The following is a 21,787-nucleotide window of genomic DNA, read 5'->3' as shown; positions in this document are numbered from 1 at the left end:
AGTCGAGAAGGGGGAGTGGGGGTGAGGAGGCGGGTGCTTGCCCGATCGACGCTAGCGCGCGCTCAGCGTCAGCGTCCGATCGTGGAGGCCGGGAGTTCAAGCAGGCGCTGGAGGTACGCTCCGTAGCCGCTCTTCGCGAGCGGAGCCGCCAGCTCGGCGAGCTGAGCGTCGTCGATCCAGGAGTTGCGCCAAGCGACCTCCTCGATGCAGCCGATCTTGAAGCCTTGGCGCTGCTCCACGACTCTGACGAACTCCGTCGCCTCGATCATCGAGTCAAAGGTGCCGGTGTCCAGCCAGGCGGTACCGCGGTCGAGAACCTGCACGTTTAAAGTGCCAGCTTCTAAGTAGCGCTCATTAACCGTCGAGATCTCTAGCTCGCCACGCGCGGAGGGGAGGATCGTCTTCGCAATACCCACGACATCGTTGTCGTAAAAGTAGAGTCCGGGAATCGCGTAGGTGCTCCGAGGATGCTCCGGCTTCTCCTCGATCGACACGGCGCGGAACTGGTCGTCGAATTCGACGACACCGTATGCTCGAGGGTCGGCGACCTGGTAGGCGAAAATCACGGCTCCCTCGACGGAGGTGTTCGCCGTCAGGGCCGTGCCAAGCGCGGTCCCGTGGAAGATGTTGTCGCCCAGGACCAGCGCGACCGAATCGTCGCCGATGAAGTCCTCCCCGATCAGGAACGCCTGTGCCAACCCGTCGGGCGACGGCTGGACCGCGTACTCGATGCGCATCCCGAGGCTCGACCCGTCTCCCAGCAGCGCCCGGAACTGGTCGTTGTACTCGGGTGTGGTAATCACGAGGACCTCGTCGATACCCGCCATCATCAGCGTCGACAGGGGGTAGTAGATCATCGGCTTGTCGTAGATCGGCATCAGCTGCTTCGAGATGCCCTTGGTGATCGGCCATAGCCGCGAGCCGGAGCCACCGGCCAGAATGATGCCCTTCATGCGCCGACTCGGACCGCGCGCGCTGCACCAGTCAGGCCTATGAGGACTGCATTGCGGACGGTAAATAAGGGAAGGATCTGCACGCTGCAAGACCCTAATCGCTGCCCGCGTCTGATGAGGTGGCGCAGTCGCGAAGGGACGGTGATCTAGGCGCGAATCTGACCCCCTTTCGGACGACACACGTCGGGCACCCGCCGTGCGGACGGTGCGCCGGTATCATCGGTTTGTTATGGCACGCATCTACGACTGCTCCGTCGACACGGACCTCCTGACCGGCACCCGTCTCGCTCGGACGGCCATCGCCCGCGGCGAGCTCGTGGTGATCCCCACCGACACTGTCTACGGCGTCGCGGCCAACGCTTTCGATGCGTCCGCAGTGCAGCGCCTGCTGGATGCGAAGGGCAGGACCCGGCAGTCACCGCCGCCCGTGCTCATCGGCGACCTGGCCGCGCTCGACGCGCTGGCCGAGAACGTTCCTGAGACCGTACGCGATCTCGCCCGAGCCTTCTGGCCCGGCGGCCTGACGATCGTGCTGCATGCGCAGCCGTCCTTGATCTGGGACCTGGGGGAGACCCGCGGCACCGTCGCCCTGAGAATGCCCGACAATCCGGTGACGATCGAGCTGCTCGCAGAGACCGGCCCCCTCGCCGTGTCGTCTGCTAACCGTACGGGGCAACCCTCCGCAACCACTGCGCAGGATGCGCTGGACCAGCTCGGCGACTCCGTCGATGTCTACCTCGACGCGGGCACCACGGGGTCCCGCTATACCGAGCGCTCGACGGGCGCGAGCGAGGCGTCGACGATCATCGACGCCACCGCGCTCAGCTTCGAGGGTGGCACGCTGCGCATTCTGCGCCAGGGCGTCGTGTCGGCCGATCGAATTCGCGAGGTCGTCGGTGAGTTGCTGGCCGACCCCGATGCCGTCGTGACCGAGGACGATGCCGCTTTATCCGAGCAGGATGCACCTCGGATCGATGAGGAGAGCGGAACCGCGCCCGCTGCTGCGCCGCCCGCCGCCGCCCGCCCGGACTGGGCCTCAGGAGCGCGCCTGCAGGACGCGGCGACGGACGGCGCCCCGCGCAGCGACTCCGTCCCGGGTGAGTAACCTGTGATCACCTTCGCGCTCGTCTCGCTCGCCGTCGCGCTTGTGACCGGAGCACTCTCGTGGGTCATCTGGAAGCTCAGTCTGAAGTACCGGCTCTACCCCAAGATCAGGGTGCGCGACATGCACACCAGGCCTACCCCGCGCCTCGGCGGTATCGCGATGTTCCTTGGGATGCTCGTCGGTTTCGGGATCGCCTCCCAGCTGCCCTATTTCCGCCTGGTGTACGCGAATCCCACGCCAATCCTCGCGATCCTCGGGGCCAGCCTGCTGATCGTCCTCATTGGTGTCGCAGACGACATTTGGGATCTTGACTGGACGACCAAGCTCGCCGGCCAGATGATCGCCGCCGGGCTGATCGCCTGGAAGGGCGTGCAAATCGTTTCGTTGCCGATCAGCGGTCTGACCGTGGGTTCGCCGTGGATGTCGCTCATCATCACCGTGCTGGCGATCGTCCTGGTGACCAACGCCCTGAACTTCATTGACGGCCTCGACGGTCTTGTAGCGGGCGTCGCCCTCATCGCCAACGGCGTCTTCTTCCTCTACAGCTATCTGCTGGTGAAGCAGACTTCGCCGACCGACTACTTCAACCTCGCGTCGCTCATTGCCGTGGTCCTCGTCGGCGCCTGCGCCGGTTTCCTGCCGATTAACTGGCGTCCCGCGAAGATGTTCATGGGGGACGGTGGCGCACTGCTCGTCGGAATGCTGATGGCGACATCGGCGATCGCGGTCACGGGCCAGATCGACCCGGCGCAGCTCAAGGCGAAGGAATTGCTGCCCGCCTTCATCCCGATCATCCTGCCGTTCGCGATTCTCGTGGTTCCCCTGATGGACTTCGGGCTCGCCGTCATCCGCCGCCTGCGTGCCGGCAAATCACCGTTCAGCGCCGATCGCAAGCACCTCCACCATCGCCTGCTCGACATGGGGCACTCGCATCTGCACGCCGTGCTGATCTTCTACGCCTGGACCGCCGTGGTGGCGGTTAGCTGCCTGTTGATGTTCGTGGCCGCTGTTCTGTGGATCCCGCTGGTTTTCCTCGGCGTCGGACTTCTGGTGTGCACCGTGGTCACGCTCGCTCCGCTCAGTCGCCGCAAGAAGCTCGAAGCGGCCGCGCAGTCCGCGGAGGCGTCTCCCGTGCTCGATCCCCTCGACCGCGCATCCGCGACGGAACGGTTCCGTCCATCGGTCGACTTCCCGGACGACCGGGACACGACGGCGCCGCCTGTGGCGCGGAAGGAAGCATCATGACCGGAGCCTCCCCGGCCACCCCCCGCCGGCCACCCGCCTCGGTGCCCGTCCTACGGCGCACTCTCGTTATTGGCGGGATTTTCGTGCTCGCCCTGGCGGTTGTCGGCACCGTCGTCGGCTGGTTCGCCGCCGGGGGAGAGGGTGCGATCGGATCCCTCCTGGGCGCGATCGTCGGCGGTGTGATGGTTCTGCTCACCGCGGCGAGCATCCTTGTGGCGAACCGGCTCGACATCGGCGGCTTCTTCGCCGTCGTTCTCGGGACCTGGCTCGCTAAGTTCGTGCTGTTCGTCATCGCGGCGCTGGTCCTGCGGGATCAGCCCTGGCTGAACAGCACGGCGATGTTCGTCACGATTATCGTCGCCGTCCTCGGCTCGCTGGTCATCGACGTCGTCGTGGTCTCGCGCTCGCGTCTCCCGCACGTCAGTGACATCGCTCGATGAGCACGGGCCGAACGCTTCCTGAGAGGACAACGATTCGGCTCCCAGGCCGTTCTGTTGCTACAGTAGGGACGAATCCCGCAGGCGAACGTGCCGCCAGGTCGTCTCATCGCTGATGTCGGTCGTCGAGCACGAACGCCGTCCGAGCGGAAAACCCCACCTTTCGTCGTCGCGAGAGCGTTGTGTCCGAACGATTCGATTCGATCGGTTGCCACGTACCACGCCCCGAATTCCAGGAGCTAGCGCTGTTTGCTAACGCTGTGAACCTGTTGGTCTCGTCCTCGACCGGTGAGAGTGACTTCCACACCCCGTCGATCTCCGAGTTCTTCCCGCCCGGTTTCCTCTTCGAGGGGACCCCTTTCGAGATCAACCGCGTCATGCTGGTCCGCTTCATCGCGGTCATCGCTCTGATGCTGTTCTTCTGGCTCGGAACGCGCAAGCTGCGCCTCGTGCCCGGCCGCTTCCAGAGCGTCGTCGAGATGGCCTTCGACTTCGTGCGCGTCACGATCGCGAAGGACATCCTCGGCGAGAAGGATGCCCGCCGGTTCCTCCCCATCCTCGTGACGATCTTCTTCGCGATCATCTCGATGAACCTCACCGGTATCGTGCCGTTCCTCAACATTGCGGGCACGTCCGTGGTCGGGATGCCCCTCTTCCTCGGACTGGTTGCGTACGTCACGTTCATCTACGCGGGCATCAAGGACCGCGGGATGGGCTTCTTCAAGAACGCCCTGTTCCCGCCCGGGGCGCCGTTCCTGATCTACTTCATCCTCACGCCGATCGAGCTGCTGCAGACCTTCATCATCCGTCCGCTCTCGCTCGCGCTGCGACTCGTGATGAACATGATCGTCGGGCACCTGCTCCTGGTGCTCTGCTTCTCGGCCACGCAGTTCTTCCTCTTCAGTTCTCAGGTCGACCCGGGCTTCAAGCTGTTCGGTGTCGTGACGTTCGCCTTCGGCGGCGCGTTCACGCTGTTCGAACTCCTCGTCGCCGTTCTTCAGGCGTACATCTTCACCCTCCTCGCCGCGGTCTACATCCAGTTGGCCGTCGCCGAGGAGCACTGACCCCACTACTCACGGGCTCCCGCCCGTTCTCACGACCACCCCACTGAAAGGACCCACTCGTGGACTCAGTCACCGTTCTCGCCGAACTCACCGGCAACATCGCGACGGTCGGTTACGGCCTCGCAGCGATCGGCCCCGGTATCGGTGTCGGCATCGTCGCGGGCAAGACCGTCGAGGCCATGGCGCGCCAGCCGGAGATGGCCGGCCGCCTCCAGACGACGATGTTCCTCGGCATCGCGTTCACCGAGGTGCTCGCGCTCATCGGCCTCGCCACCTACTTCATCTTCGCGGCGTAGTCGTGTTCGGTACCGCTGTGAACATCGCTGCGGAAGAAGGTGACGTCCCCGCGGTCATTCTGATCCCGGAGTTCTACGACTTCTTCTGGTCGGGGGTGATCTTCCTCATCCTGCTGTTCTTCTTCTGGAGGCTGGTCCTGCCGCGCCTGCAGAAGCTGCTCGACGCGCGCTCCGCCGCCATCGAGGGGAACATCGCGAAGGCCGATGAGGCCCAGCGCCAGGCTGAGGCCGCCCTCGAGAAGTACACCGCTCAACTGGCTGACGCTCGCGCCGAGGCCGGAGTGATCCGCGAGAAGGCCACGGCCGATGGCAACGCGATCGTGGCGGCGAAGAGGGAGCAGGCGCAGGTCGAGGCCGAGCGCATCCTCCAGAACGCGCATGCCCAGATCGAGGCGGACCGTCAGGCCGCAGTGGTCTCGCTCCGCTCCGAAGTCGGAACCCTCGCAATCGATCTCGCCTCCGGCGTGATAGGCGAGAGCCTCACTGACGACGCGAAGGCGTCCGCGATCGTGGACCGCTTCCTCGCCGACCTCGAGGCCTCGGAGAAGGCGAGTAACTGATGGGCAGCGCGTCTAGACAGGCGCTCGCGGCTGCGAAGGCGGAGGTCTCTGCTTTTTACGGCTCCGTGCCGCTCGAGGCGGCGCAGCAGCTCTTTGAGGCGGCTCGAGTCATCGACGCTCAGGCGCAGGTGCGATCCGCCCTTGTGGATCCGAGTGTCGAGGCAGGCACCAAACGGGCCCTGGTCGCCCGCGTGTTCGGGCGCTTCGACACCTCAGCCATCCGGCTGTTGACCGTCATCGCGAGTCACCGCTGGTCGAGCGCCGCCGAACTCGTCGCGGGCATCGAGGAGGTGGGGATCCGCGCGATCGCCTCCTCCGTCACGCCTGGCGTCTCGCTCGATACGGAGCTGCACGCGTTCGGCGCTGTGGTCGCGTCGGACGCGCAGCTTGAGCTTGCCCTCGGGAGCAAGCTGGCCTCGGCCGCCTCGAAGCTTGCCCTTGTGCAGCGTCTGCTCGAGGGCAAGGCGTCTGCCGAGTCGCTGGCGATCCTCCGGCAGTTGATTGCGCACCCGCGCGGTCGGCGGGTGCCGGAACTCGTCCGCTTCGCCGCCGGTCTGGTCGCCGACCAGGGCGGATACATCCTCGCGACAGTCTCGGTTGCAGCGCCACTCCCATCAGAGCAGCTCGACCGACTCCGCACGGCGCTCACGCGCCAGTACGGTCGTCCCGTCTCCGTCACCGTCGTGGTCGACCCTGCCCTCCTGGGCGGGATGCGCCTGCACGTCGGCGACGAGGTCATCGACGGCACCGTCTCCGCACGGCTGTCCGACCTGAAACTCCAACTCGCGTCCTAGCGGACGCACGTATCCTCAGAGGGCGCTGCCCTCGACCCCCGCACCATCCAGGTCAGGCCCCGACGACCTCTTTCGGCTCGCACGGACCCAACGAATAGGAATTCCCATGGCAGATATCACCATCAGCCCGGATGAGATCCGCGACGCGCTGAAGGACTTCGTCTCGTCGTACGAGCCGGGCAAGGCCTCCACCACTGAGGTCGGCTACGTCATCGACGCCGCCGACGGCATCGCCCACGTCGAGGGTCTCCCCGGCGTCATGGCCAACGAGCTCATCCGCTTCTCGAACGGCGTTCTGGGCCTCGCCCAAAACCTCGACGAGAACGAGATTGGCGTCGTCGTGCTCGGCGAGTTCTCCGGCATCGAGGAGGGCATGGAGGTCACCCGCACGGGCGAGGTCCTGTCGGTCCCTGTCGGCGACGGCTACCTCGGCCGCGTTGTCGACCCGCTCGGCAACCCGATCGACGGACTCGGCGAGATCGCCTCCGTCGGCCGCCGCGCTCTCGAACTTCAGGCCCCCGGCGTCATGTCGCGCAAGTCGGTCCACGAGCCGCTGCAGACCGGTATCAAGGCCATCGACGCGATGATCCCCGTCGGGCGCGGTCAGCGTCAGCTCATCATCGGTGACCGCCAGACCGGCAAGACGGCCATCGCGATCGACACGATCATCAACCAGAAGGCCAACTGGGAGTCGGGCGACACGAACAAGCAGGTCCGCTGCATCTACGTCGCCATCGGCCAGAAGGGCTCGACCATTGCCTCGGTGAAGGGCGCGCTCGAGGACGCCGGAGCGATGGAATACACGACGATTGTCGCGTCCCCCGCCTCCGACCCCGCCGGCTTCAAGTACCTCGCCCCCTACACCGGCTCCGCCATCGGCCAGCACTGGATGTACGGCGGCAAGCATGTCCTGATCATCTTCGACGACCTGTCGAAGCAGGCCGAGGCCTACCGCGCCGTGTCGCTCCTCCTGCGCCGCCCGCCGGGACGCGAGGCCTACCCGGGTGACGTCTTCTACCTGCATTCCCGTCTGCTCGAGCGCTGTGCGAAGCTGTCCGACGAACTCGGTGCCGGTTCGATGACGGGGCTCCCGATCATCGAGACCAAGGCCAACGACGTTTCGGCGTACATCCCGACCAACGTGATCTCGATCACCGACGGCCAGATCTTCCTCCAGTCCGACCTCTTCAACGCGAATCAGCGTCCGGCGGTCGACGTGGGCATCTCGGTCTCGCGCGTCGGCGGTGACGCCCAGGTCAAGTCAATTAAGAAGGTCTCCGGCACGCTCAAGCTCGAGCTGGCGCAGTACCGCTCACTCGAGGCGTTCGCGATGTTCGCCTCCGACCTCGACGCCGCCTCGCGCCGTCAGCTCGCCCGTGGCGCCCGCCTCACCGAACTGCTCAAGCAGCCGCAGTACTCGCCGTATCCGGTGGAGGAGCAGGTCGTTTCGATCTGGGCCGGCACGAACGGCAAGCTCGATGAGGTGCCGGTGCCTGATGTCTTGCGCTTCGAGCGCGAGCTTCTGGACTACCTGGGCCGCAACACGCAGGTTCTCAGCACCCTCCGCGACACGAACGTGCTCTCCGACGACACCGTCGCCGAACTCACCCGCGCCGTCGACGGTTTTAAGCTCGAATTCCAGACCGGCGAGGGCAAGCCGCTCGCCTCGGTCGGGCGCGAGGAGCACCGGGCAATCGCGGCCGATGAGGTCGGCCAGGAGAAGATCGTCAAGGGTCGTCGCTGACCCCGTCATCCCGACGATTCGCCACTTTGAGGACAACAGGAGACACATGGGAGCGCAACTTCGGGTCTACCGGTCGAAAATCCGTTCGGCCCAAACGACCAAGAAGATCACTCGGGCCATGGAGCTGATCTCGGCCTCGCGCATCCAGAAGGCGCAAAGCCGCGTCGCCGCCGCGGCGCCGTACTCGAACGCGATCACGCGTGCCGTGTCCGCTGTCGCGACCTACTCGAACGTCGAGCACCCGCTCACGACCGAGCGCGAGAAGCTGGACACGGCCGCGATCGTCATCTTCACGTCCGACCGCGGGCTCGCCGGCGCATTCTCGTCGAGCGTGCTCAAGGAGGCCGAGGAGCTGGCCGCACTGCTGCGCAGTGAGGGCAAGGAAGTCGTCTTCTACCTGGTCGGCCGAAAGGCAAATGCGTACTTCTCGTTCCGGAAGCGGGCCAGCGTCCGCGTCTGGACGGGCGGCACCGACCAGCCCGTGTTCGAGACGGCGAAGGAAATTGCGGATGCGGTCGTCGAGTCGTACAACCTCGATGACGAGGAGGGCGGTGTGGATGAGATCCACCTCGTCTACAACCGCTTCGTCAGTATGGTCACCCAGCAGCCGACCGTCGTCCGACTCCTGCCGCTCGAGGTTGTCGAGGGCGCCCAGGAGCAGAACAGCGAGCTTTATCCGTTGTACGAGTTCGAGCCCGACCCCGAGACGGTCCTCGACCGCCTCCTGCCCGTGTACGTCGAGAGCCGCATCTTCAACGCGATGCTGCAGTCGGCGGCCTCGGAGCACGCGGCTCGCCAGAAGGCGATGAAGTCGGCGAGCGACAACGCTGACACCCTGATCAAGACGTACACGCGTCTGGCCAACAACGCTCGCCAGACCGAGATCACGCAGCAGATTGCCGAGATCGTCGGCGGCGCCGACGCCCTGTCGTCCTCTAAATAGGACGGCTCTCCACAGTTTCGACTCCGCCCTCCGGGTGCGGTGAGACCACAGAAGGAAGAAGCAATGACACTGACCGCACCTGAGGCGGCGACCGGGACATCGGGCGGAGCCATTGGCCGCATCGCCCGCGTCACCGGCCCCGTCGTTGACATCGAGTTCCCCCACGACGCGATCCCCGAGGTCTACAACGCGCTCTACACGCACGTCGAGGTCGAGGGCGTCTCGAGCAAGCTGACCTTCGAGGTCGCTCAGCACCTGGGCGACGATCTCGTCCGGGCCATCTCGCTGAACCCCACCGACGGACTCGTCCGCGGCCAGGAGGTCCACGACACCGGTCTGCCGATCTCGGTGCCGGTCGGCGATGTGACCAAAGGCAAGGTCTTCAATGTGATCGGCGAGGTGCTCAACGCCGACGCGGACGGGAAGATCAACGGCGAGTCGTTCGAGATCACCGAGCGCTGGCCGATCCACCGCAAGCCGCCGGCGTTCGACCAGCTTGAGTCCAAGACCGAGCTCTTCGAGACCGGCATCAAGGTCATCGACCTCCTTACTCCGTACGTCCAGGGCGGCAAGATCGGCCTGTTCGGCGGGGCGGGCGTGGGCAAGACCGTCCTTATCCAGGAGATGATCCAGCGCGTCGCGCAGGACCACGGTGGTGTCTCTGTGTTCGCCGGCGTTGGCGAGCGCACGCGTGAGGGCAACGACCTGATTGCCGAGATGGAGGAGGCGGGCGTGTTCGACAAGACCGCCCTCGTCTTCGGCCAGATGGACGAGCCGCCGGGAACGCGGCTGCGCGTCGCTCTGTCGGCGCTGACCATGGCGGAGTACTTCCGCGATGTGCAGAAGCAGGATGTGCTGCTCTTCATCGACAACATCTTCCGCTTCACGCAGGCCGGCTCGGAGGTATCGACCCTGCTGGGTCGCATGCCGTCTGCGGTGGGCTACCAGCCGAACCTCGCCGACGAGATGGGCGTGCTCCAGGAGCGCATCACCTCGACGCGCGGACACTCGATCACCTCGCTGCAGGCGATCTACGTTCCCGCCGACGACTACACCGACCCGGCTCCGGCGACCACGTTTGCGCACCTCGACGCGACGACCGAACTCTCGCGTGAGATTGCGTCGAAGGGTCTCTACCCTGCGGTCGACCCGCTGACGTCCACCTCGCGCATCCTCGATCCTCGCTACCTGGGCGCCGATCACTACCGCGTGGCGACCAACGTGAAGCAGATTCTGCAGAAGAACAAGGAGCTGCAGGAGATCATCGCGATCCTCGGTGTCGACGAGCTCTCGGAGGAGGACAAGATCACGGTGTCGCGTGCACGTCGGATCCAGCAGTTCCTCTCGCAGAACACCTACATGGCGAAGAAGTTCACCGGCGTCGAGGGCTCCACGGTCCCGTTGAAGGACACGATCGAGTCGTTCGACGCGATCACCAAGGGTGAGTTCGACCACGTGGCCGAGCAGGCGTTCTTCAACGTCGGCTCGATCTCGGACGTCGAGGAGAAGTGGACCCAGATCCAGAAGGAGAACGGCTGATCATGGCCGGGACCCTGAAGGTCAGCGTGGTCTCCGCCAACGCGGAGGTGTGGTCGGGGGAAGCGAAGCAGCTCACGGCCCGCACCGTCGAGGGCGAGATCGGCATCCTGGCCGGCCACGAGCCGCTGCTCGCGATCCTCGCCTCGGGCGAGGTCCGGGTCACGGCCGCGGACGGCACCCACCTCACCGCGCAGGCAGAGGACGGTTTCCTCTCTGTCGAGAACGACGTCGTGACCGTCGTCGCCCGCGAGGCGGCACTCGTCTGACGTATTGCCGCTCACTGCGGCACCGGAGGGACCGGGCGATCATCGCGATCGTCGGGTCCCTCCGTCGTGTGTTCTGTTGTTGCTCGAAGGAATTCCGTGCAGATCCTGCTCCCGCCGTCGGAGACGAAGCGCGACGGCGGAGCGCTGCCGTTCGCGCTCGAGGCGCTCGCGTTTCCTGAGCTGCTGGAGAAGCGGCGTGCTCTGCGGGACGCGCTCATCGAGCTGTCATCCGATCGAGAGCTCTCGGCGAAGGCCCTGAAGCTGGGTCCGCGGCAGCTCGGCGAGGTCGATCGCAACGCGGCGCTGGCATCTGCACCAGGACTGGCGGCGGCAGACCGCTTCGACGGCGTGCTGTTCGACGCTCTCGACGCGGCGAGTCTTGACGCAGGCGGGCGCGAGGCGCTTGGACGAAGCGTCGTCATCCAGTCCGCTCTCTGGGGACCGGTCGGGGCGCTTGACCCGATCCCGGCCTACCGGCTGTCGCACGACTCCCGAGTGCCCGGAATGCCGCTGCGTCGGTGGTGGGCGGCGGAGGCAGGGCGGGCGCTGTCGGCGCACGCCGGGCTCGTCCTCGATCTGCGGAGTGAGGCGTACGCAGCGCTGGGCCCCCTCGAGGCGGGGGAGCGCCGCTTCTTCGTTCGGGTGCGCACACGGGATGCGGATGGACGGTTGCGCTCGCTCAACCACTTCAATAAGCACGGCAAGGGCCGTTTCGTCCGGGCCCTGGTGCAGGACCGGGTCTCGACCGAGTCGCTAAACGAGCTTTCGGAGTGGGCTTCGTCCCGCGGATTCACGCTCGCTCGCCACCACGGCTCGGGTGAAATCGACCTCGAGGTTCCGGAGACGTAGGGGTCACGTGCGGCGTGCGCAGCCCGTGAGGTGGTTGTTGACGACTCCCGCGGCCTGCATCAGCGCGTAAGCCGTGGTTGGTCCGATGAAGCGGAAGCCCTCCTGCTTGAGAGCCCGGGCGAGAGCGTCGGAGGCGGGCGTCGTCGACGGCACATCCTGCAGGCGGAGGACGCGGCTCTCCTCGCCGTCCTGGTGAAAGGACCAGACGAGGCGGTCGAGCGCTCCGACGCCGTCGCGCTCGACCAACGCGAGGGTGGCATGTGCGTTGTCGCGGGTGGCCAGGATCTTCGCGCGATTGCGGATGATGCCGCTGTCCTCCATGAGACGTTCGACATCCTGCTCGTCGATCGCGGCGACCATCTCCGGGTCGAAGTCGGCGAAGGCCTCGCGGAAGCGCGGCCGTTTGCGCAGGATCGTGAGCCAGGACAGTCCCGATTGAAATCCTTCGAGGCAAATCTTTTCGAAGAGCGGCCGATCGCCGTGCAGGGGAGTGCCCCACTCCTCGTCGTGATACCGGCGGTACTCCGGGTCCGTGCCGCTCCAGGCGCACCGCATGATCCCGTCCTCGCCGAGGCGTAGGCCCTCGACGGAACTCATCGGTGCGCGATTCCCTCATGATCGAGCAGCCAGGCCTTGGTCGTGATGCCCTCACCTGCGCTGAAACCGGTGATGCGGCCATCGCCGGCGAGCACTCGGTGGCAGCCGATGATGATCGGCACTGGATTGGCGCCCACTGCTCCGCCGATCGGCCGGCCCGAGCGCTGACGGCCGGTCACCGTGCCGAGTCTGCCGTAGGAGGTGATCTCACCGAAGCCGAGGCTCTGGAGTTGGCGCCAGATCTCGAGCTGGAAGGGCGTTCCCTGCAACGTCACCGGGAGGTCAAAGGCGCGTCGCACGCCGCCGAAGTATTCGCCTAGCTGCTCGATCGCCCGGTCGAGCACGGGGAGCCGAGACTCCGGGAGGTGCTCGTGCGGGAGCCGGCCACCCTGCTCGATGGAGAGCGAGACGATCGACTCGCCGTCACTGCCGACCTCGATGCGACCGAGGGGGCTGGATGCGCGTTGCACATGGAGTGGAGTGGTTCTCATGCGTCGAGAGTAACGGCGGCGTTGCGGCCGGACCGCCGGAAATCGAACTCTGGTGGAGAGACCGCCGAATTTTTGCCTGTGGAGGGACGATTAGCCGTTCAGAACCGCCACGGCGGCGTTCAGAGTTGTCGCAAAGAGAGCCCAGCCGAGATAGGGGACGAGCATCGCCGCAGCCAGCTTAGAGTGACGCGCGAAGGCTCTCAGCGTGAGGAACACGAGCACGTCGAGGGCCACGATGATCACGAGGCCGATCCAGAGCGCCGACGGGCCGATTAGTGGATAGGCGCCGAAGAAGAACGGTGTCCACAGGCAGTTCACGACGAGCTGCGCGACGTAGAGCATCAGGGCCCCGCGGGCGCCCCGCTCACCACGTCGCCGCCAGACGAGCCAGGCGGCGACGGACATCAGAATATAGAGAGCCGTCCAGACGGGTCCGAATAACACGTTCGGGGGAGACCAGGGAGCCTTCTCGGCCGTGGCGTACCAGCCGTTGACGTTGGACAGGGTGGATACCGTGCCGAATCCTGCGACCGCGAAGGAGATCGCGAGGAAGGCGATCAGGACAAGGGCGGAATGCAGGCTGCTCGTCTCGTCCTCCGATCGGAGGGTGGTGCTCTGGTGACTCATGGCGGCTCCTGACGTCGTCCTTTGACAGTAGGCAGCGGCGTGACCGCTCCCCAGGAGTTGCCTCACGACCGCCAGTGGGTTAGCTCCCTCCACAGCGGGCAAATCGGTCAGTTTCTCCGACGGCAGGGTCAATGCCACCGCACGGACCTCGTTCTCCTGGGCAGGATCGGCCCATGACCCCATCACTCCTGCACTTCTCGTCCCCGCTCGCCCATTCCCTCCTCCGCACTCGTCGCGCAGCGCTCGGACGGTTCGACGACCTCGACCGGACGCCGTCGGCCTTCCGTCCCGATATCGGACCGGAGGATGTGTGCGAGCGCCTGAGCGCTTCCCTCAAGCGGCGGCACGACACTCCTGCTGTGTCGCCGGGTCAGCGAGCCGCGCAGCATGGTGGAGCGCGTGACACCCTTCAGAGAGGAGCGACTGCGCTGGTTCCTGAGGTCGATCGTGACGAGTCCTTTGCGGTCGCCTCCGCGGTGGACCGACTCCTCGACCGGCACCCACGGGCCGAGCTGCCGAAGGCGATCCTCGCGGGGGTAGACGACCTGGTGCGTCGGGCCGTCAGCGGTTCGACCGGCCTGGTGCGCGCGGCGAGCGCAGCCGCTCTCATCGTCGCCGTTCAGCGCGGCGCAGGAGCCGATCGAGTGCTGCTCCTGAGCCGCACCGTCAGCCCTCGCTTCTCGTCAGCCGAATCCTCGCTGGTCGAAGTGCTCGCCCGTACTGCGGCGCTCGCGCCAGCCACAGAGCGCGCCGCCGTGCTCGTCGTGCTCGCTCGCTTGCTCGTGGGAGACGGACGCGCCAATGAGGCACGGGGTCTCGCCCACGATGCGGTGCGGCTGGACCCGCACCATGTCGCCGCTCGACGCCTCGCCGCCGCCCTCAGCGGGAACGGCCCCGGAGGGACGCCGGCTCGCGCCGTGCCACCGGGTCAAGTCGCATGAGCGGCGGCCCCTCCCGGTGCCTACAGGCGCGTCCAGGCCTCGGTGAGAACGCCGCGCAGAATTTGCTCGATTTCGTCGAACTCGGTCTGCCCGATCGTCAACGGGGGAGCGAGCTGCACCACCGGGTCCCCGCGGTCGTCCGCTCGGCAGTAGAGGCCCGCGTCGAACAGCGCCTTCGAAAGGAAGCCCCGCAGCAACCGCTCGGACTCGTCTTCGTCGAACGTCTCCTTCGTCGCCTTATCCTTGACCAGTTCAATTCCGAAGAAGTAGCCGGCACCGCGCACGTCGCCCACGATCGGCAGGTCGAGGAGCTTCTCGAGCGTCGAGCGGAAGCGAGGCGAGTTCTCCCGCACCCTCTCGTTGAGACCCTCCTCTTCGAAGATGTCGAGGTTCTCGAGGGCGACCGCGGCCGAGACGGGGTGCCCGCCGAAGGTGTAGCCGTGCGGGAAGACGACCTGGCCGTGGCGGAAGGGCTCGTAGATCCGATCGCTGACGATTGTCGCGCCGATGGGGGAGTAGCCGCTGGTCATGCCTTTGGCGCAGGTAATCATGTCGGGCACGTAGCCGTACTCATCGCAAGCGAACATGTGGCCGATCCGCCCAAAGGCGCAAATGACCTCGTCCGAAACGAGGAGCACGTCGTGGTTGTCGCAGATCTCGCGCACCCGCTGGAAGTAGCCGGGCGGAGGCGGGAAGCAGCCGCCGGAGTTCTGCACCGGCTCGAGGAACACGGCCGCAACGGTCTCGGGGCCCTCGAACTCGATCATCTCCTCGATGCGGTTCGCCGCCCAGAGCCCGAAGGCTTCGAGGTCGTCGGCGTGCTCGGGCGCGCGGTAGAAATTCGTGTTCGGCACCCGGAAACCGCCGGGAACGATCGGCTCGAACATCGACTTCATCCCCGGGATGCCGGTGATAGCGAGGGCGCCCTGCGGGGTGCCGTGGTAGGCGACCGAGCGCGAAATTACCTTGTGCTTACCCGGCTTGCCCTGCAGCTTCCAGTAGTGCTTGGCCAGCTTGAACGCCGTCTCGACGGCCTCACCCCCTCCGGTCGAGAAAAAGACGCGGTTCAGGTCGCCGGGAGCATGATGAGCGAGACGGTCGGCCAGCCCGATGGCCGAGGGCGTGGCATACGACCAGAGCGGGAAGAAGGAGAGCTCGGAGGCCTGCTTCGCTGCTGCCTCGGCCAGACGCTTGCGTCCGTGGCCTGCGTTCACAACGAAGAGGCCGGAGAGTCCGTCGAAGTACTTCCGGCCCGTGCTGTCCCAGATGTGGTGGCCCTCGCCGCGAGTGATGATCGGCACTCCCGCGCCAGAGTCCATTGTGGACTGCCGGGTAAAGTGCATCCAGAGATGGTCTTGTGCCTTCTTCTGCAACGACGCGTCGTCGATCCCGCCAGGAGCATCGGCACCGCGGACGGGCTCGCCCGACGCGAGGCCGGAAGTCGAGAAGGCTGTCTTTGTGGTCATCGGTTACCGCGTTCCCCAGTTATACAACTGCTTATGGAGTTTCAGATAGACGAACGTCTCGGTCGAGAGGACGCCCGGTATCGAGCGGATGTCCTCATTGAGCAGGGCGATCAGGTCATCGTCGTTCTCGCAGATGACCTCGGCGAGGATGTCAAAGGAGCCGGCCGTCAGCACCACATAGTCGACCGCAGGCATCGACGCGAGCCGATCGGCCACGTCACGAGTGTCGCCCGCCACTCGCACCCCGATCATCGCCTGACGAGAGAAGCCAAGCTGCATCGGATCGGTCACCGCGACGATCTGCATGACACCCGACTCCGTGAGCTTCTGGACGCGCTGCCGAACGGCCGCCTCGCTCAACCCGACCGCCTTCCCGATCTCGGCATACGAGCGTCGGCCGTCAGCCTGCAGTTGCTCGATGATCGCCTTCGAGACCTCGTCGAACTGGACGGGGCGCTGAGAAGGAGGGCGAGAAGGCGTCATGCGGTGATTCTCGCAGTCGTCTGGGGGTCGGGCAAGTGAATCCGCAGGGAAAACCCGCTCCACATATCGGAATCGGTGGTCGTGGGCACATCGACGCGAGCGCCGTTCTGCGATGTCATCCCTCCTTCACTTCGCGACGACAGGCACGAACCAGCCGATACGATCAGGAGCAGTTGAGGCCCCGGTGCGCCTCGGTGAGAGCGAGGAGACGCGATGACGCAGATCGGCCGCAGCCGGGCGTCCATCACCGTCCCCGTCTCGGCCTGGACCTCGGACGCCCCCTCAGCGGAGGTGACTCTCGGCTGGGCCGCCCGCACCGAGACAGGGCTTGTCCGCAGCGCCAACGAGGACAGCTATCTCGCCAAGAGTCCCCTCTTCGCAGTCGCCGACGGGATGGGCGGACACGCGGCCGGCGAGGTCGCGAGCGACGCTGTCGTCTCGCGACTCTCGACGGCGGCACTCGGAGCGACCGTCGGAGCGGAGGAGATCGACCGGGCGCTGCGCGAGGCGGTCGGGGACATCGCCCGGCAGTCGCAGACGGCCGACGGCGGGACCGGAACGACCGTCACGGGAATCGCGCTCACCGCTGTGGGGGGCGAACCCTACTGGTCCGTCTTCAACATCGGCGATTCGCGGGTCTACCTCAGCTTCTCCGGAGCACTGGTGCAGCTCACGGTCGACCACTCGATCGTCCAGGAACTTGTCGACGCCGGGCTGATCACTCGCGACGAGGCCGACGTGCATCCGCACAGCAATGTCATCACTCGCGCGGTCGGATTCCACGAGCCGCCAATTCCCGACTACCGCCTCGTCCCCGTGCTCGCCGGCTCGCGGCTCCTCGTCTGCTCGGACGGGCTGACGAAAGAGCTCACCGATAATGGGCTCGGCCACCTCCTCGGTGTCGGCGGCTCGGCTCAGGAGACGGCAGACTCGCTCATCGACGCGGCTCTCGAGAACGGAGGCCGCGACAACATCACGGTGATCGTCGTCGACGTGCTCGCGGTGAGCAGCGACGAGAATCCCAACTCGACGGCGTGAGGAGACCCAACAGGCTTCCGAGAACTCCGCCTCCGGATGCTGGTTCGCGTCGGGAGAGGCGCCCCCGGCAGTTGGTCCCGCCGCGCTGGGTACGATGGGGAGAGGAAGGGCGTTCTCGGTGATCTGCAGTACGTGTGGCTCCACCCTCGCTCCCGGGGCAATCCTCTGCGGCGAGTGCGGAGCATCGGTGGCCGCACATGCGGTGCACGGCGCCTCGCGCCCCGCCTCCTCCGGCGACACCACCATCCTCGACCCCTCCCGCCGCGCGTGGCTGCCGGGTCTCGCGCCGGGCCGTCACCGCAGGCCAGCACCCGGCGCCCCGATCGCTCCACCGTCTCAGGGCCTCGCACGCTTGAGCTTCGCGACGGGCCAACGCGCCGTCGTCACCGGCAATGGGTTGATCGGGCGCGAGCCGTTGCCGGACCCGAACGAGACGTTCCGCCACATCCTGTCTGTGCCCGACCCATCGCGGTCGCTGTCCAAGACGCATTTGGAGTTCGGCTTCGATGAGGTGGGGCTCTGGGTGCGTGATCGCTGGTCCGCGAACGGCTCCGTGCTCGTCGCACCGACCCAGGCACCCCTCCCGCTCGAGGCGGGCCGCCGCTACCGCGCAAAAATCGGCAGCCGCCTCCTGCTGGCCTCGATCGAGATGGCGGTCGAACGGGTCGACGAATCGGCCGACGGTTCCGGACGTCCGCCAACCGAGCGCTGAGCCCGCGGCCCATCGGCGCGCGCTTCACGGGTCCTGTTCCTCTCCGTTCAGAGAGACCGAATCGGCGGTCTTAGCTCCCGTAAAGCACGGATTTCGTGACGATCATGTTTCCGGATGGCTGTTCTCCTCCGTTCACCGTGACAGGCGGACGAGCGCTGTGCCAGTATTTCCCCACGTTCACGCCGGTGGGCACGAGCATCGACGCAGTCAGGAGTTCCCGCCATGACCCGTCCCCTTCCGAGGGATCCCGTCCTCCGCGACGCTATCGCCGTCGCCCGCTCGCACGATCGTGAGCGCCGAGCGGTCCTCTCGCGGCGAGCGGTCCTCGGTGGCGTCGGACTCGGCGCCGGTGCCCTGGCCCTGGCCGCGTGCGCGCCGCGGACTCGGGCCGCTCCGATCGCAGCCGCCGATCGCTCCGCGACGGATCCGCGCCTCGTCTGGGACAACTGGCCCGCCTACATGGACGAGGACGACGACGGCAACTACCCGTCGCTGAGGAGCTTCGAGGAGCGAAGCGGCATTTCAGTGACCTACAACGTCGCTGTTGACGACAACAACTCCTACTACGGCAAGGTCAAAGACCAGCTCGCGCTCGGACAGTACATCGGCTCCGACACGGTCTGCCTCACGGAGTGGATGGTCTCGCGCCTCGTCCGTCGTGGCTATGTGCAGAAGCTCGATCACGCCAACATCCCGAACATCGTGAATATGACGCCGTCACTAGCGAATCCCGACTTCGATCCGGGCCGCACGTTGTCCCTCCCGTACCAGGCCGGATTCTCGGGCATCTGCTGGAACAGGGAGAAGTTGCCGAAGGGGATCACCAGCATCGAGGAGCTGTGGGATCCGTCGCTGCGCGGTCGGGTCGGCGTGCTGAGCGAGATGCGCGACACCATCGGGCTAATCATGCTGGCGCAGGGCACAGATATCGCCGGGACGTGGGGCAGCGACGAGTTCATGACCGCGATCGACGTGTTCCGCAAGCAGGTCGACGCCGGCCACATCCGCTCTATCAGGGGCAACGCCTACCTCAACGACCTGCAGAACGAGGACACCCTCGCGGCGATCTGCTGGTCTGGCGACATCACGCTTATCAACGCGGAGGCGGGCGACAAATGGGAATTCGCCTTCCCGGATTCGGGCGGCACGCTCTGGAATGACACCTTCGTCGTGCCGATGGGCTCGCAGCGTAAGGCCAATGCGGAGGCACTGATGAACTACTACTACGAGCCTGAGGTCGCCGCCGAGGTGGCCGCCTGGGTCAACTACGTCACGCCCGTCGACGGAGCGAAGGACGTTATGGCGAGTATCGATCCGGAGTTGGCCGAGAACCAGCTGATTTTCCCCGACGAGGACACGCTCGCGCAGGCGCGCGTGTTCCGGACCCTGACGGCTGCGGAGGAGAAGGAGTACCAGGCCGAGTTTCAGAAGGTGCTTCTGGGCATCTGATGATGATGGGAACCTTCGCCGAGAGTGGCGCCGACCTCCAGCTGGTCGGGATCAGCAAGCAGTACCCGGGTTTCACGGCTGTCAACTCGCTCGATCTCACCATCCCCGCGGGCTCGTTCTTCGCCCTGCTCGGTCCGTCGGGCTGCGGCAAGACGACGACGCTCCGCCTCGTCGCGGGACTGGAAGAGCCCTCGGCCGGGCGGATCCTCCTGGGCGGCCGCGACGTCACCGCGACTAAGGCGTATGAGCGTCCCGTCAACACGGTCTTTCAGTCGTACGCGCTTTTCCCGCACATGTCGGTCCTCGAGAACGTCGCCTTCGGGCTGAAGCGACGCAGGATCGCGGACCCGATCGGCAAGGCACACGAGGCGCTGCGGCTGGTCGAGCTCGACCACCTCGCCCAGCGCCGCCCCGCCCAACTCTCGGGCGGTCAGCAGCAGCGGGTCGCCCTCGCGCGGGCGCTGGTGAACCGCCCCGCGCTGCTCCTGCTCGATGAGCCGCTGGGCGCCCTCGATCTGAAGTTGCGCCGACAGATGCAGCGTGAGCTCACGTCCATCCAGGAGGAGATCGGGCTCACCTTCCTCCACGTCACCCACGACCAGGAAGAGGCCATGACGATGGCCGACACCGTCGCGGTGATGAACAGGGGCCGCATCGAGCAGATGGGCGCCCCCGAAGCACTGTACGAGCTGCCACGCACAGCCTTCGTGGCCAACTTCCTCGGGCAGTCGAACCTCGTCACCGGGGAGGTGGTCGGCTCCACCGACCGCGCGCTGACCGTCGATGCGGGCGGCCACCGCGTCATCGTCCCCACCGCGCGCTGTGTGCGCACCAGCGGCGAGATCACGGTGGGCGTGCGACCCGAGAAGCTCCTGCTGCTGACCGAGGAGCCGCCCGCGAGCTCGGACCGGAACGTCCTCGGCCCCGGCCGGGTGATCGACGTCTCCTTCAGCGGGGTCAGCACGCAGTACACCATCCAGGTGCCGGGGCTCGGGCCCGTGGTCGTCTTCGCGCAGAACATGGTCTTCGGACCGGTCGTCTCGGAGGGCGCCGAGGTGTGGGTGACCTTCAGCACCGAGCATGGCTTCGGTCTCGCGGACGAGCCGGGAACGGTGCCGCGCTTCGAGGCCGACGACTCGACCAGCGCGATCGCCCTTCAGCGCCGGGGCCTGCTCGTCGGCCGTCGGGCAGGGGCGTAGGCGTGGCGTTCGCTGCCTTCGCCTCGGGTCCGGCACCGGCGTCGCATGCTCCCGTCCGCAGGCGCTCCACCGTCGCCCTCGTCCTGCTGGTGCCGGGCATCGCCTACCTGCTTCTGTTCTTTCTGGCGCCGCTGATCTCGCTCGTGCTCACCTCGTTCCAGGCCGAGATCCCGGACGGGGACATCGGGGAGTACGCGCCCGGCTTCGCCTGGCAGAACTACCTCATCGTGATGGCCGACTACTGGCCGCACGCGGTGCGCTCCTTCGGCTACGCGCTCAGTGCGACAGTTCTCGCGCTGCTGATCAGCTATCCGCTGGCGTACGTCATCGGGGTGAAGGCCCGGCCGTGGCCGCTCCTGCAGAATCTGCTGCTCACGCTGGTGATTGCGCCGTTCTTCATCAGCTTCCTGCTGCGCACGCTGGCCTGGAAGCAGATCCTCGCCGATGAGAGCCCGCTGGTGCAGGCGCTCACAGCGCTGGCGATTGTGCCCGGCGACGGCCACCTCACCGGCACGCCGATCGCGGTGGTGTTCGGCATCACCTACAACTTCATCCCCTTCATGACCCTGCCGGTGTACACGACGCTCGAGCGGTTGGACTTACGCCTCCTGGAGGCCGGCTCGGACCTCTACGCCCCTCCGGCCTCGGTGTTCTGGAGCGTGACGGTCCCGCTCTCGATGCCCGGTATCGTCTCGGGGACTCTGCTCACGTTCATCCCCGCCGCGGGCGACTACGTCACTGCGAGCCGCGACTTCCTCGGCTCGTCGCAGACCTCGATGGTGGGCAACGCGATCGAGGCCAACTTTCTCACGCTCGAGAACTACCCGGCCGCCGCCGCGCTCTCGATCGTCCTGATGGCCGCGATCCTGGTCATTGTCGGCGTGTACGTGAAGCGCAGTGGGACGGAGGACCTCCTGTGACCGCCACCGCCGACCGTCCGGTTGCCAGCGCCCAGGAGGCGCTTGGCGCGCCCGCTCCGTCTCCCGCGA

General features: G+C 66.3%; 24 protein-coding genes. 18 read left to right on the top strand and 6 right to left on the bottom strand.

Annotated elements, in window-relative coordinates; translation table 11 throughout:
• Positions 1 to 68: 68 nt before the first annotated feature.
• Positions 69 to 953 carry a glucose-1-phosphate thymidylyltransferase RfbA gene (gene rfbA, locus HRF29_RS03735; protein ID WP_173244779.1) on the bottom strand — a complete coding sequence of 295 codons (885 nt, stop codon included), beginning with the start codon at positions 951 to 953 and terminating at the stop codon, positions 69 to 71.
• Positions 954 to 1,182: 229 nt separating this feature from the next.
• Here rfbA and HRF29_RS03730 point away from each other — a divergent pair, with 229 nt between their 5' ends.
• From HRF29_RS03730 to HRF29_RS03675, 12 genes are all read left to right on the top strand, one after another.
• On the top strand, positions 1,183 to 2,058 hold the full coding sequence (locus HRF29_RS03730) for an L-threonylcarbamoyladenylate synthase (RefSeq protein WP_173244776.1): 876 nt from the start codon (positions 1,183 to 1,185) through the stop codon (positions 2,056 to 2,058).
• A gap of 3 nt (positions 2,059 to 2,061) precedes the next feature.
• On the top strand, positions 2,062 to 3,303 hold the full coding sequence (locus HRF29_RS03725) for an MraY family glycosyltransferase (RefSeq protein ID WP_173244773.1): 1,242 nt from the start codon (positions 2,062 to 2,064) through the stop codon (positions 3,301 to 3,303).
• Positions 3,300 to 3,743 (top strand): Cg1360 family ATP-synthase-associated protein, encoded by a 444-nt coding sequence (locus HRF29_RS03720; RefSeq protein WP_173244771.1) that lies wholly within the window; start codon positions 3,300 to 3,302, stop codon positions 3,741 to 3,743. The genes HRF29_RS03725 and HRF29_RS03720 overlap by 4 nt, the downstream gene beginning before the upstream one ends.
• A gap of 257 nt (positions 3,744 to 4,000) precedes the next feature.
• Positions 4,001 to 4,804, top strand: coding sequence for a F0F1 ATP synthase subunit A (atpB, locus tag HRF29_RS03715; RefSeq protein ID WP_173244768.1), 804 nt, complete (start codon positions 4,001 to 4,003; stop codon positions 4,802 to 4,804).
• 59 nt (positions 4,805 to 4,863) lie between these two features.
• Positions 4,864 to 5,100 carry an ATP synthase F0 subunit C gene (locus HRF29_RS03710; protein ID WP_055794702.1) on the top strand — a complete coding sequence of 79 codons (237 nt, stop codon included), beginning with the start codon at positions 4,864 to 4,866 and terminating at the stop codon, positions 5,098 to 5,100.
• Between the two features lie 2 nt (positions 5,101 to 5,102).
• On the top strand, positions 5,103 to 5,660 hold the full coding sequence (locus HRF29_RS03705) for a F0F1 ATP synthase subunit B (protein ID WP_343043634.1): 558 nt from the start codon (positions 5,103 to 5,105) through the stop codon (positions 5,658 to 5,660).
• On the top strand, positions 5,660 to 6,454 hold the full coding sequence (locus tag HRF29_RS03700; protein ID WP_173244765.1) for a F0F1 ATP synthase subunit delta: 795 nt from the start codon (positions 5,660 to 5,662) through the stop codon (positions 6,452 to 6,454). Before HRF29_RS03705 ends, HRF29_RS03700 begins: the two co-directional genes overlap by 1 nt.
• Before the next feature lie 106 nt (positions 6,455 to 6,560).
• Positions 6,561 to 8,198 carry a F0F1 ATP synthase subunit alpha gene (atpA, locus tag HRF29_RS03695; protein WP_173244762.1) on the top strand — a complete coding sequence of 546 codons (1,638 nt, stop codon included), beginning with the start codon at positions 6,561 to 6,563 and terminating at the stop codon, positions 8,196 to 8,198.
• Positions 8,199 to 8,244: 46 nt separating this feature from the next.
• Positions 8,245 to 9,141: a F0F1 ATP synthase subunit gamma gene (locus HRF29_RS03690; protein WP_173244759.1), complete on the top strand. Its 897-nt coding sequence runs from the start codon at positions 8,245 to 8,247 to the stop codon at positions 9,139 to 9,141.
• Positions 9,142 to 9,204: 63 nt separating this feature from the next.
• Positions 9,205 to 10,680: a F0F1 ATP synthase subunit beta gene (atpD, locus tag HRF29_RS03685; RefSeq protein WP_104277123.1), complete on the top strand. Its 1,476-nt coding sequence runs from the start codon at positions 9,205 to 9,207 to the stop codon at positions 10,678 to 10,680.
• Between the two features lie 2 nt (positions 10,681 to 10,682).
• A complete protein-coding gene (locus HRF29_RS03680; RefSeq protein ID WP_173244756.1) occupies positions 10,683 to 10,946 on the top strand; it encodes a F0F1 ATP synthase subunit epsilon in 264 nt (87 codons plus the stop codon).
• A gap of 96 nt (positions 10,947 to 11,042) precedes the next feature.
• Positions 11,043 to 11,795 carry a peroxide stress protein YaaA gene (locus HRF29_RS03675; RefSeq protein WP_173244753.1) on the top strand — a complete coding sequence of 251 codons (753 nt, stop codon included), beginning with the start codon at positions 11,043 to 11,045 and terminating at the stop codon, positions 11,793 to 11,795.
• 3 nt (positions 11,796 to 11,798) lie between these two features.
• On the opposite strand, the gene HRF29_RS03670 is transcribed toward HRF29_RS03675, so the two are convergent.
• The 3 genes from HRF29_RS03670 to HRF29_RS03660 all read right to left on the bottom strand — a co-directional run bounded on the left by HRF29_RS03670 (position 11,799) and on the right by HRF29_RS03660 (position 13,510).
• Positions 11,799 to 12,392, bottom strand: coding sequence for a DNA-3-methyladenine glycosylase I (locus HRF29_RS03670; RefSeq protein WP_173244750.1), 594 nt, complete (start codon positions 12,390 to 12,392; stop codon positions 11,799 to 11,801).
• Complete coding sequence (locus HRF29_RS03665) at positions 12,389 to 12,883, bottom strand: methylated-DNA--[protein]-cysteine S-methyltransferase (RefSeq protein WP_173244746.1); 495 nt, start codon at positions 12,881 to 12,883, stop codon at positions 12,389 to 12,391. The genes HRF29_RS03670 and HRF29_RS03665 overlap by 4 nt, the downstream gene beginning before the upstream one ends.
• A 90-nt stretch (positions 12,884 to 12,973) precedes the next feature.
• Positions 12,974 to 13,510: a TspO/MBR family protein gene (locus HRF29_RS03660; RefSeq protein WP_173244743.1), complete on the bottom strand. Its 537-nt coding sequence runs from the start codon at positions 13,508 to 13,510 to the stop codon at positions 12,974 to 12,976.
• 173 nt (positions 13,511 to 13,683) lie between these two features.
• Between HRF29_RS03660 and HRF29_RS03655 the strand changes: the two genes are divergently transcribed.
• Complete coding sequence (locus HRF29_RS03655; RefSeq protein WP_173244739.1) at positions 13,684 to 14,451, top strand: hypothetical protein; 768 nt, start codon at positions 13,684 to 13,686, stop codon at positions 14,449 to 14,451.
• A gap of 20 nt (positions 14,452 to 14,471) precedes the next feature.
• Here the strand turns inward: HRF29_RS03655 and HRF29_RS03650 are convergent, their stop codons facing one another.
• On the bottom strand, positions 14,472 to 15,917 hold the full coding sequence (locus HRF29_RS03650; RefSeq protein WP_173244735.1) for an aspartate aminotransferase family protein: 1,446 nt from the start codon (positions 15,915 to 15,917) through the stop codon (positions 14,472 to 14,474).
• Positions 15,918 to 15,920: 3 nt separating this feature from the next.
• Complete coding sequence (locus tag HRF29_RS03645) at positions 15,921 to 16,400, bottom strand: Lrp/AsnC family transcriptional regulator (RefSeq protein WP_173244732.1); 480 nt, start codon at positions 16,398 to 16,400, stop codon at positions 15,921 to 15,923.
• A 213-nt stretch (positions 16,401 to 16,613) separates the two neighbouring features.
• On the opposite strand from HRF29_RS03645, the gene HRF29_RS03640 reads away from it, so the two are divergent.
• The 5 genes from HRF29_RS03640 (at position 16,614) to HRF29_RS03620 (ending at position 21,718) form a co-directional block, all read left to right on the top strand.
• Complete coding sequence (locus tag HRF29_RS03640) at positions 16,614 to 17,438, top strand: PP2C family protein-serine/threonine phosphatase (RefSeq protein ID WP_173244729.1); 825 nt, start codon at positions 16,614 to 16,616, stop codon at positions 17,436 to 17,438.
• Positions 17,439 to 17,625: 187 nt separating this feature from the next.
• Complete coding sequence (locus HRF29_RS03635) at positions 17,626 to 18,150, top strand: FHA domain-containing protein (protein WP_173244725.1); 525 nt, start codon at positions 17,626 to 17,628, stop codon at positions 18,148 to 18,150.
• Positions 18,151 to 18,372: 222 nt separating this feature from the next.
• Positions 18,373 to 19,599 (top strand): ABC transporter substrate-binding protein, encoded by a 1,227-nt coding sequence (locus HRF29_RS03630; protein ID WP_173244722.1) that lies wholly within the window; start codon positions 18,373 to 18,375, stop codon positions 19,597 to 19,599.
• Entirely contained in the window at positions 19,599 to 20,798 is a 1,200-nt protein-coding gene (locus HRF29_RS03625) for an ABC transporter ATP-binding protein (protein ID WP_173244718.1), read from the top strand. The genes HRF29_RS03630 and HRF29_RS03625 overlap by 1 nt, the downstream gene beginning before the upstream one ends.
• Before the next feature lie 2 nt (positions 20,799 to 20,800).
• Positions 20,801 to 21,718 (top strand): ABC transporter permease subunit, encoded by a 918-nt coding sequence (locus HRF29_RS03620; RefSeq protein WP_173244715.1) that lies wholly within the window; start codon positions 20,801 to 20,803, stop codon positions 21,716 to 21,718.
• Positions 21,719 to 21,787 lie beyond the last annotated feature (69 nt).

Origin of the sequence: Rathayibacter agropyri, assembly GCF_013249015.1 — a bacterium.
Taxonomy (GTDB): domain Bacteria; phylum Actinomycetota; class Actinomycetes; order Actinomycetales; family Microbacteriaceae; genus Rathayibacter; species Rathayibacter agropyri.
The sequence above is the reverse complement of the archived record's forward strand: the minus strand, read 5'-3'. Positions and strand labels throughout refer to the sequence as shown.

Coding starts and splice junctions, on each gene's coding strand:
- HRF29_RS03690 (WP_173244759.1), top strand. CDS start 8,245: ATGGGAGCGCAACTTCGGGTCTACCGGTCGAAAATCCGTTCGGCCCAA.
- HRF29_RS03625 (WP_173244718.1), top strand. CDS start 19,599: ATGATGATGGGAACCTTCGCCGAGAGTGGCGCCGACCTCCAGCTGGTC.
- HRF29_RS03655 (WP_173244739.1), top strand. CDS start 13,684: ATGACCCCATCACTCCTGCACTTCTCGTCCCCGCTCGCCCATTCCCTC.
- HRF29_RS03650 (WP_173244735.1), bottom strand. CDS start 15,917: ATGACCACAAAGACAGCCTTCTCGACTTCCGGCCTCGCGTCGGGCGAG.
- HRF29_RS03630 (WP_173244722.1), top strand. CDS start 18,373: ATGACCCGTCCCCTTCCGAGGGATCCCGTCCTCCGCGACGCTATCGCC.
- atpA (WP_173244762.1), top strand. CDS start 6,561: ATGGCAGATATCACCATCAGCCCGGATGAGATCCGCGACGCGCTGAAG.
- HRF29_RS03665 (WP_173244746.1), bottom strand. CDS start 12,883: ATGAGAACCACTCCACTCCATGTGCAACGCGCATCCAGCCCCCTCGGT.
- HRF29_RS03700 (WP_173244765.1), top strand. CDS start 5,660: ATGGGCAGCGCGTCTAGACAGGCGCTCGCGGCTGCGAAGGCGGAGGTC.
- HRF29_RS03680 (WP_173244756.1), top strand. CDS start 10,683: ATGGCCGGGACCCTGAAGGTCAGCGTGGTCTCCGCCAACGCGGAGGTG.
- HRF29_RS03660 (WP_173244743.1), bottom strand. CDS start 13,510: ATGAGTCACCAGAGCACCACCCTCCGATCGGAGGACGAGACGAGCAGC.
- HRF29_RS03645 (WP_173244732.1), bottom strand. CDS start 16,400: ATGACGCCTTCTCGCCCTCCTTCTCAGCGCCCCGTCCAGTTCGACGAG.
- HRF29_RS03720 (WP_173244771.1), top strand. CDS start 3,300: ATGACCGGAGCCTCCCCGGCCACCCCCCGCCGGCCACCCGCCTCGGTG.
- HRF29_RS03730 (WP_173244776.1), top strand. CDS start 1,183: ATGGCACGCATCTACGACTGCTCCGTCGACACGGACCTCCTGACCGGC.
- rfbA (WP_173244779.1), bottom strand. CDS start 953: ATGAAGGGCATCATTCTGGCCGGTGGCTCCGGCTCGCGGCTATGGCCG.
- HRF29_RS03640 (WP_173244729.1), top strand. CDS start 16,614: ATGACGCAGATCGGCCGCAGCCGGGCGTCCATCACCGTCCCCGTCTCG.
- HRF29_RS03670 (WP_173244750.1), bottom strand. CDS start 12,392: ATGAGTTCCGTCGAGGGCCTACGCCTCGGCGAGGACGGGATCATGCGG.
- atpD (WP_104277123.1), top strand. CDS start 9,205: ATGACACTGACCGCACCTGAGGCGGCGACCGGGACATCGGGCGGAGCC.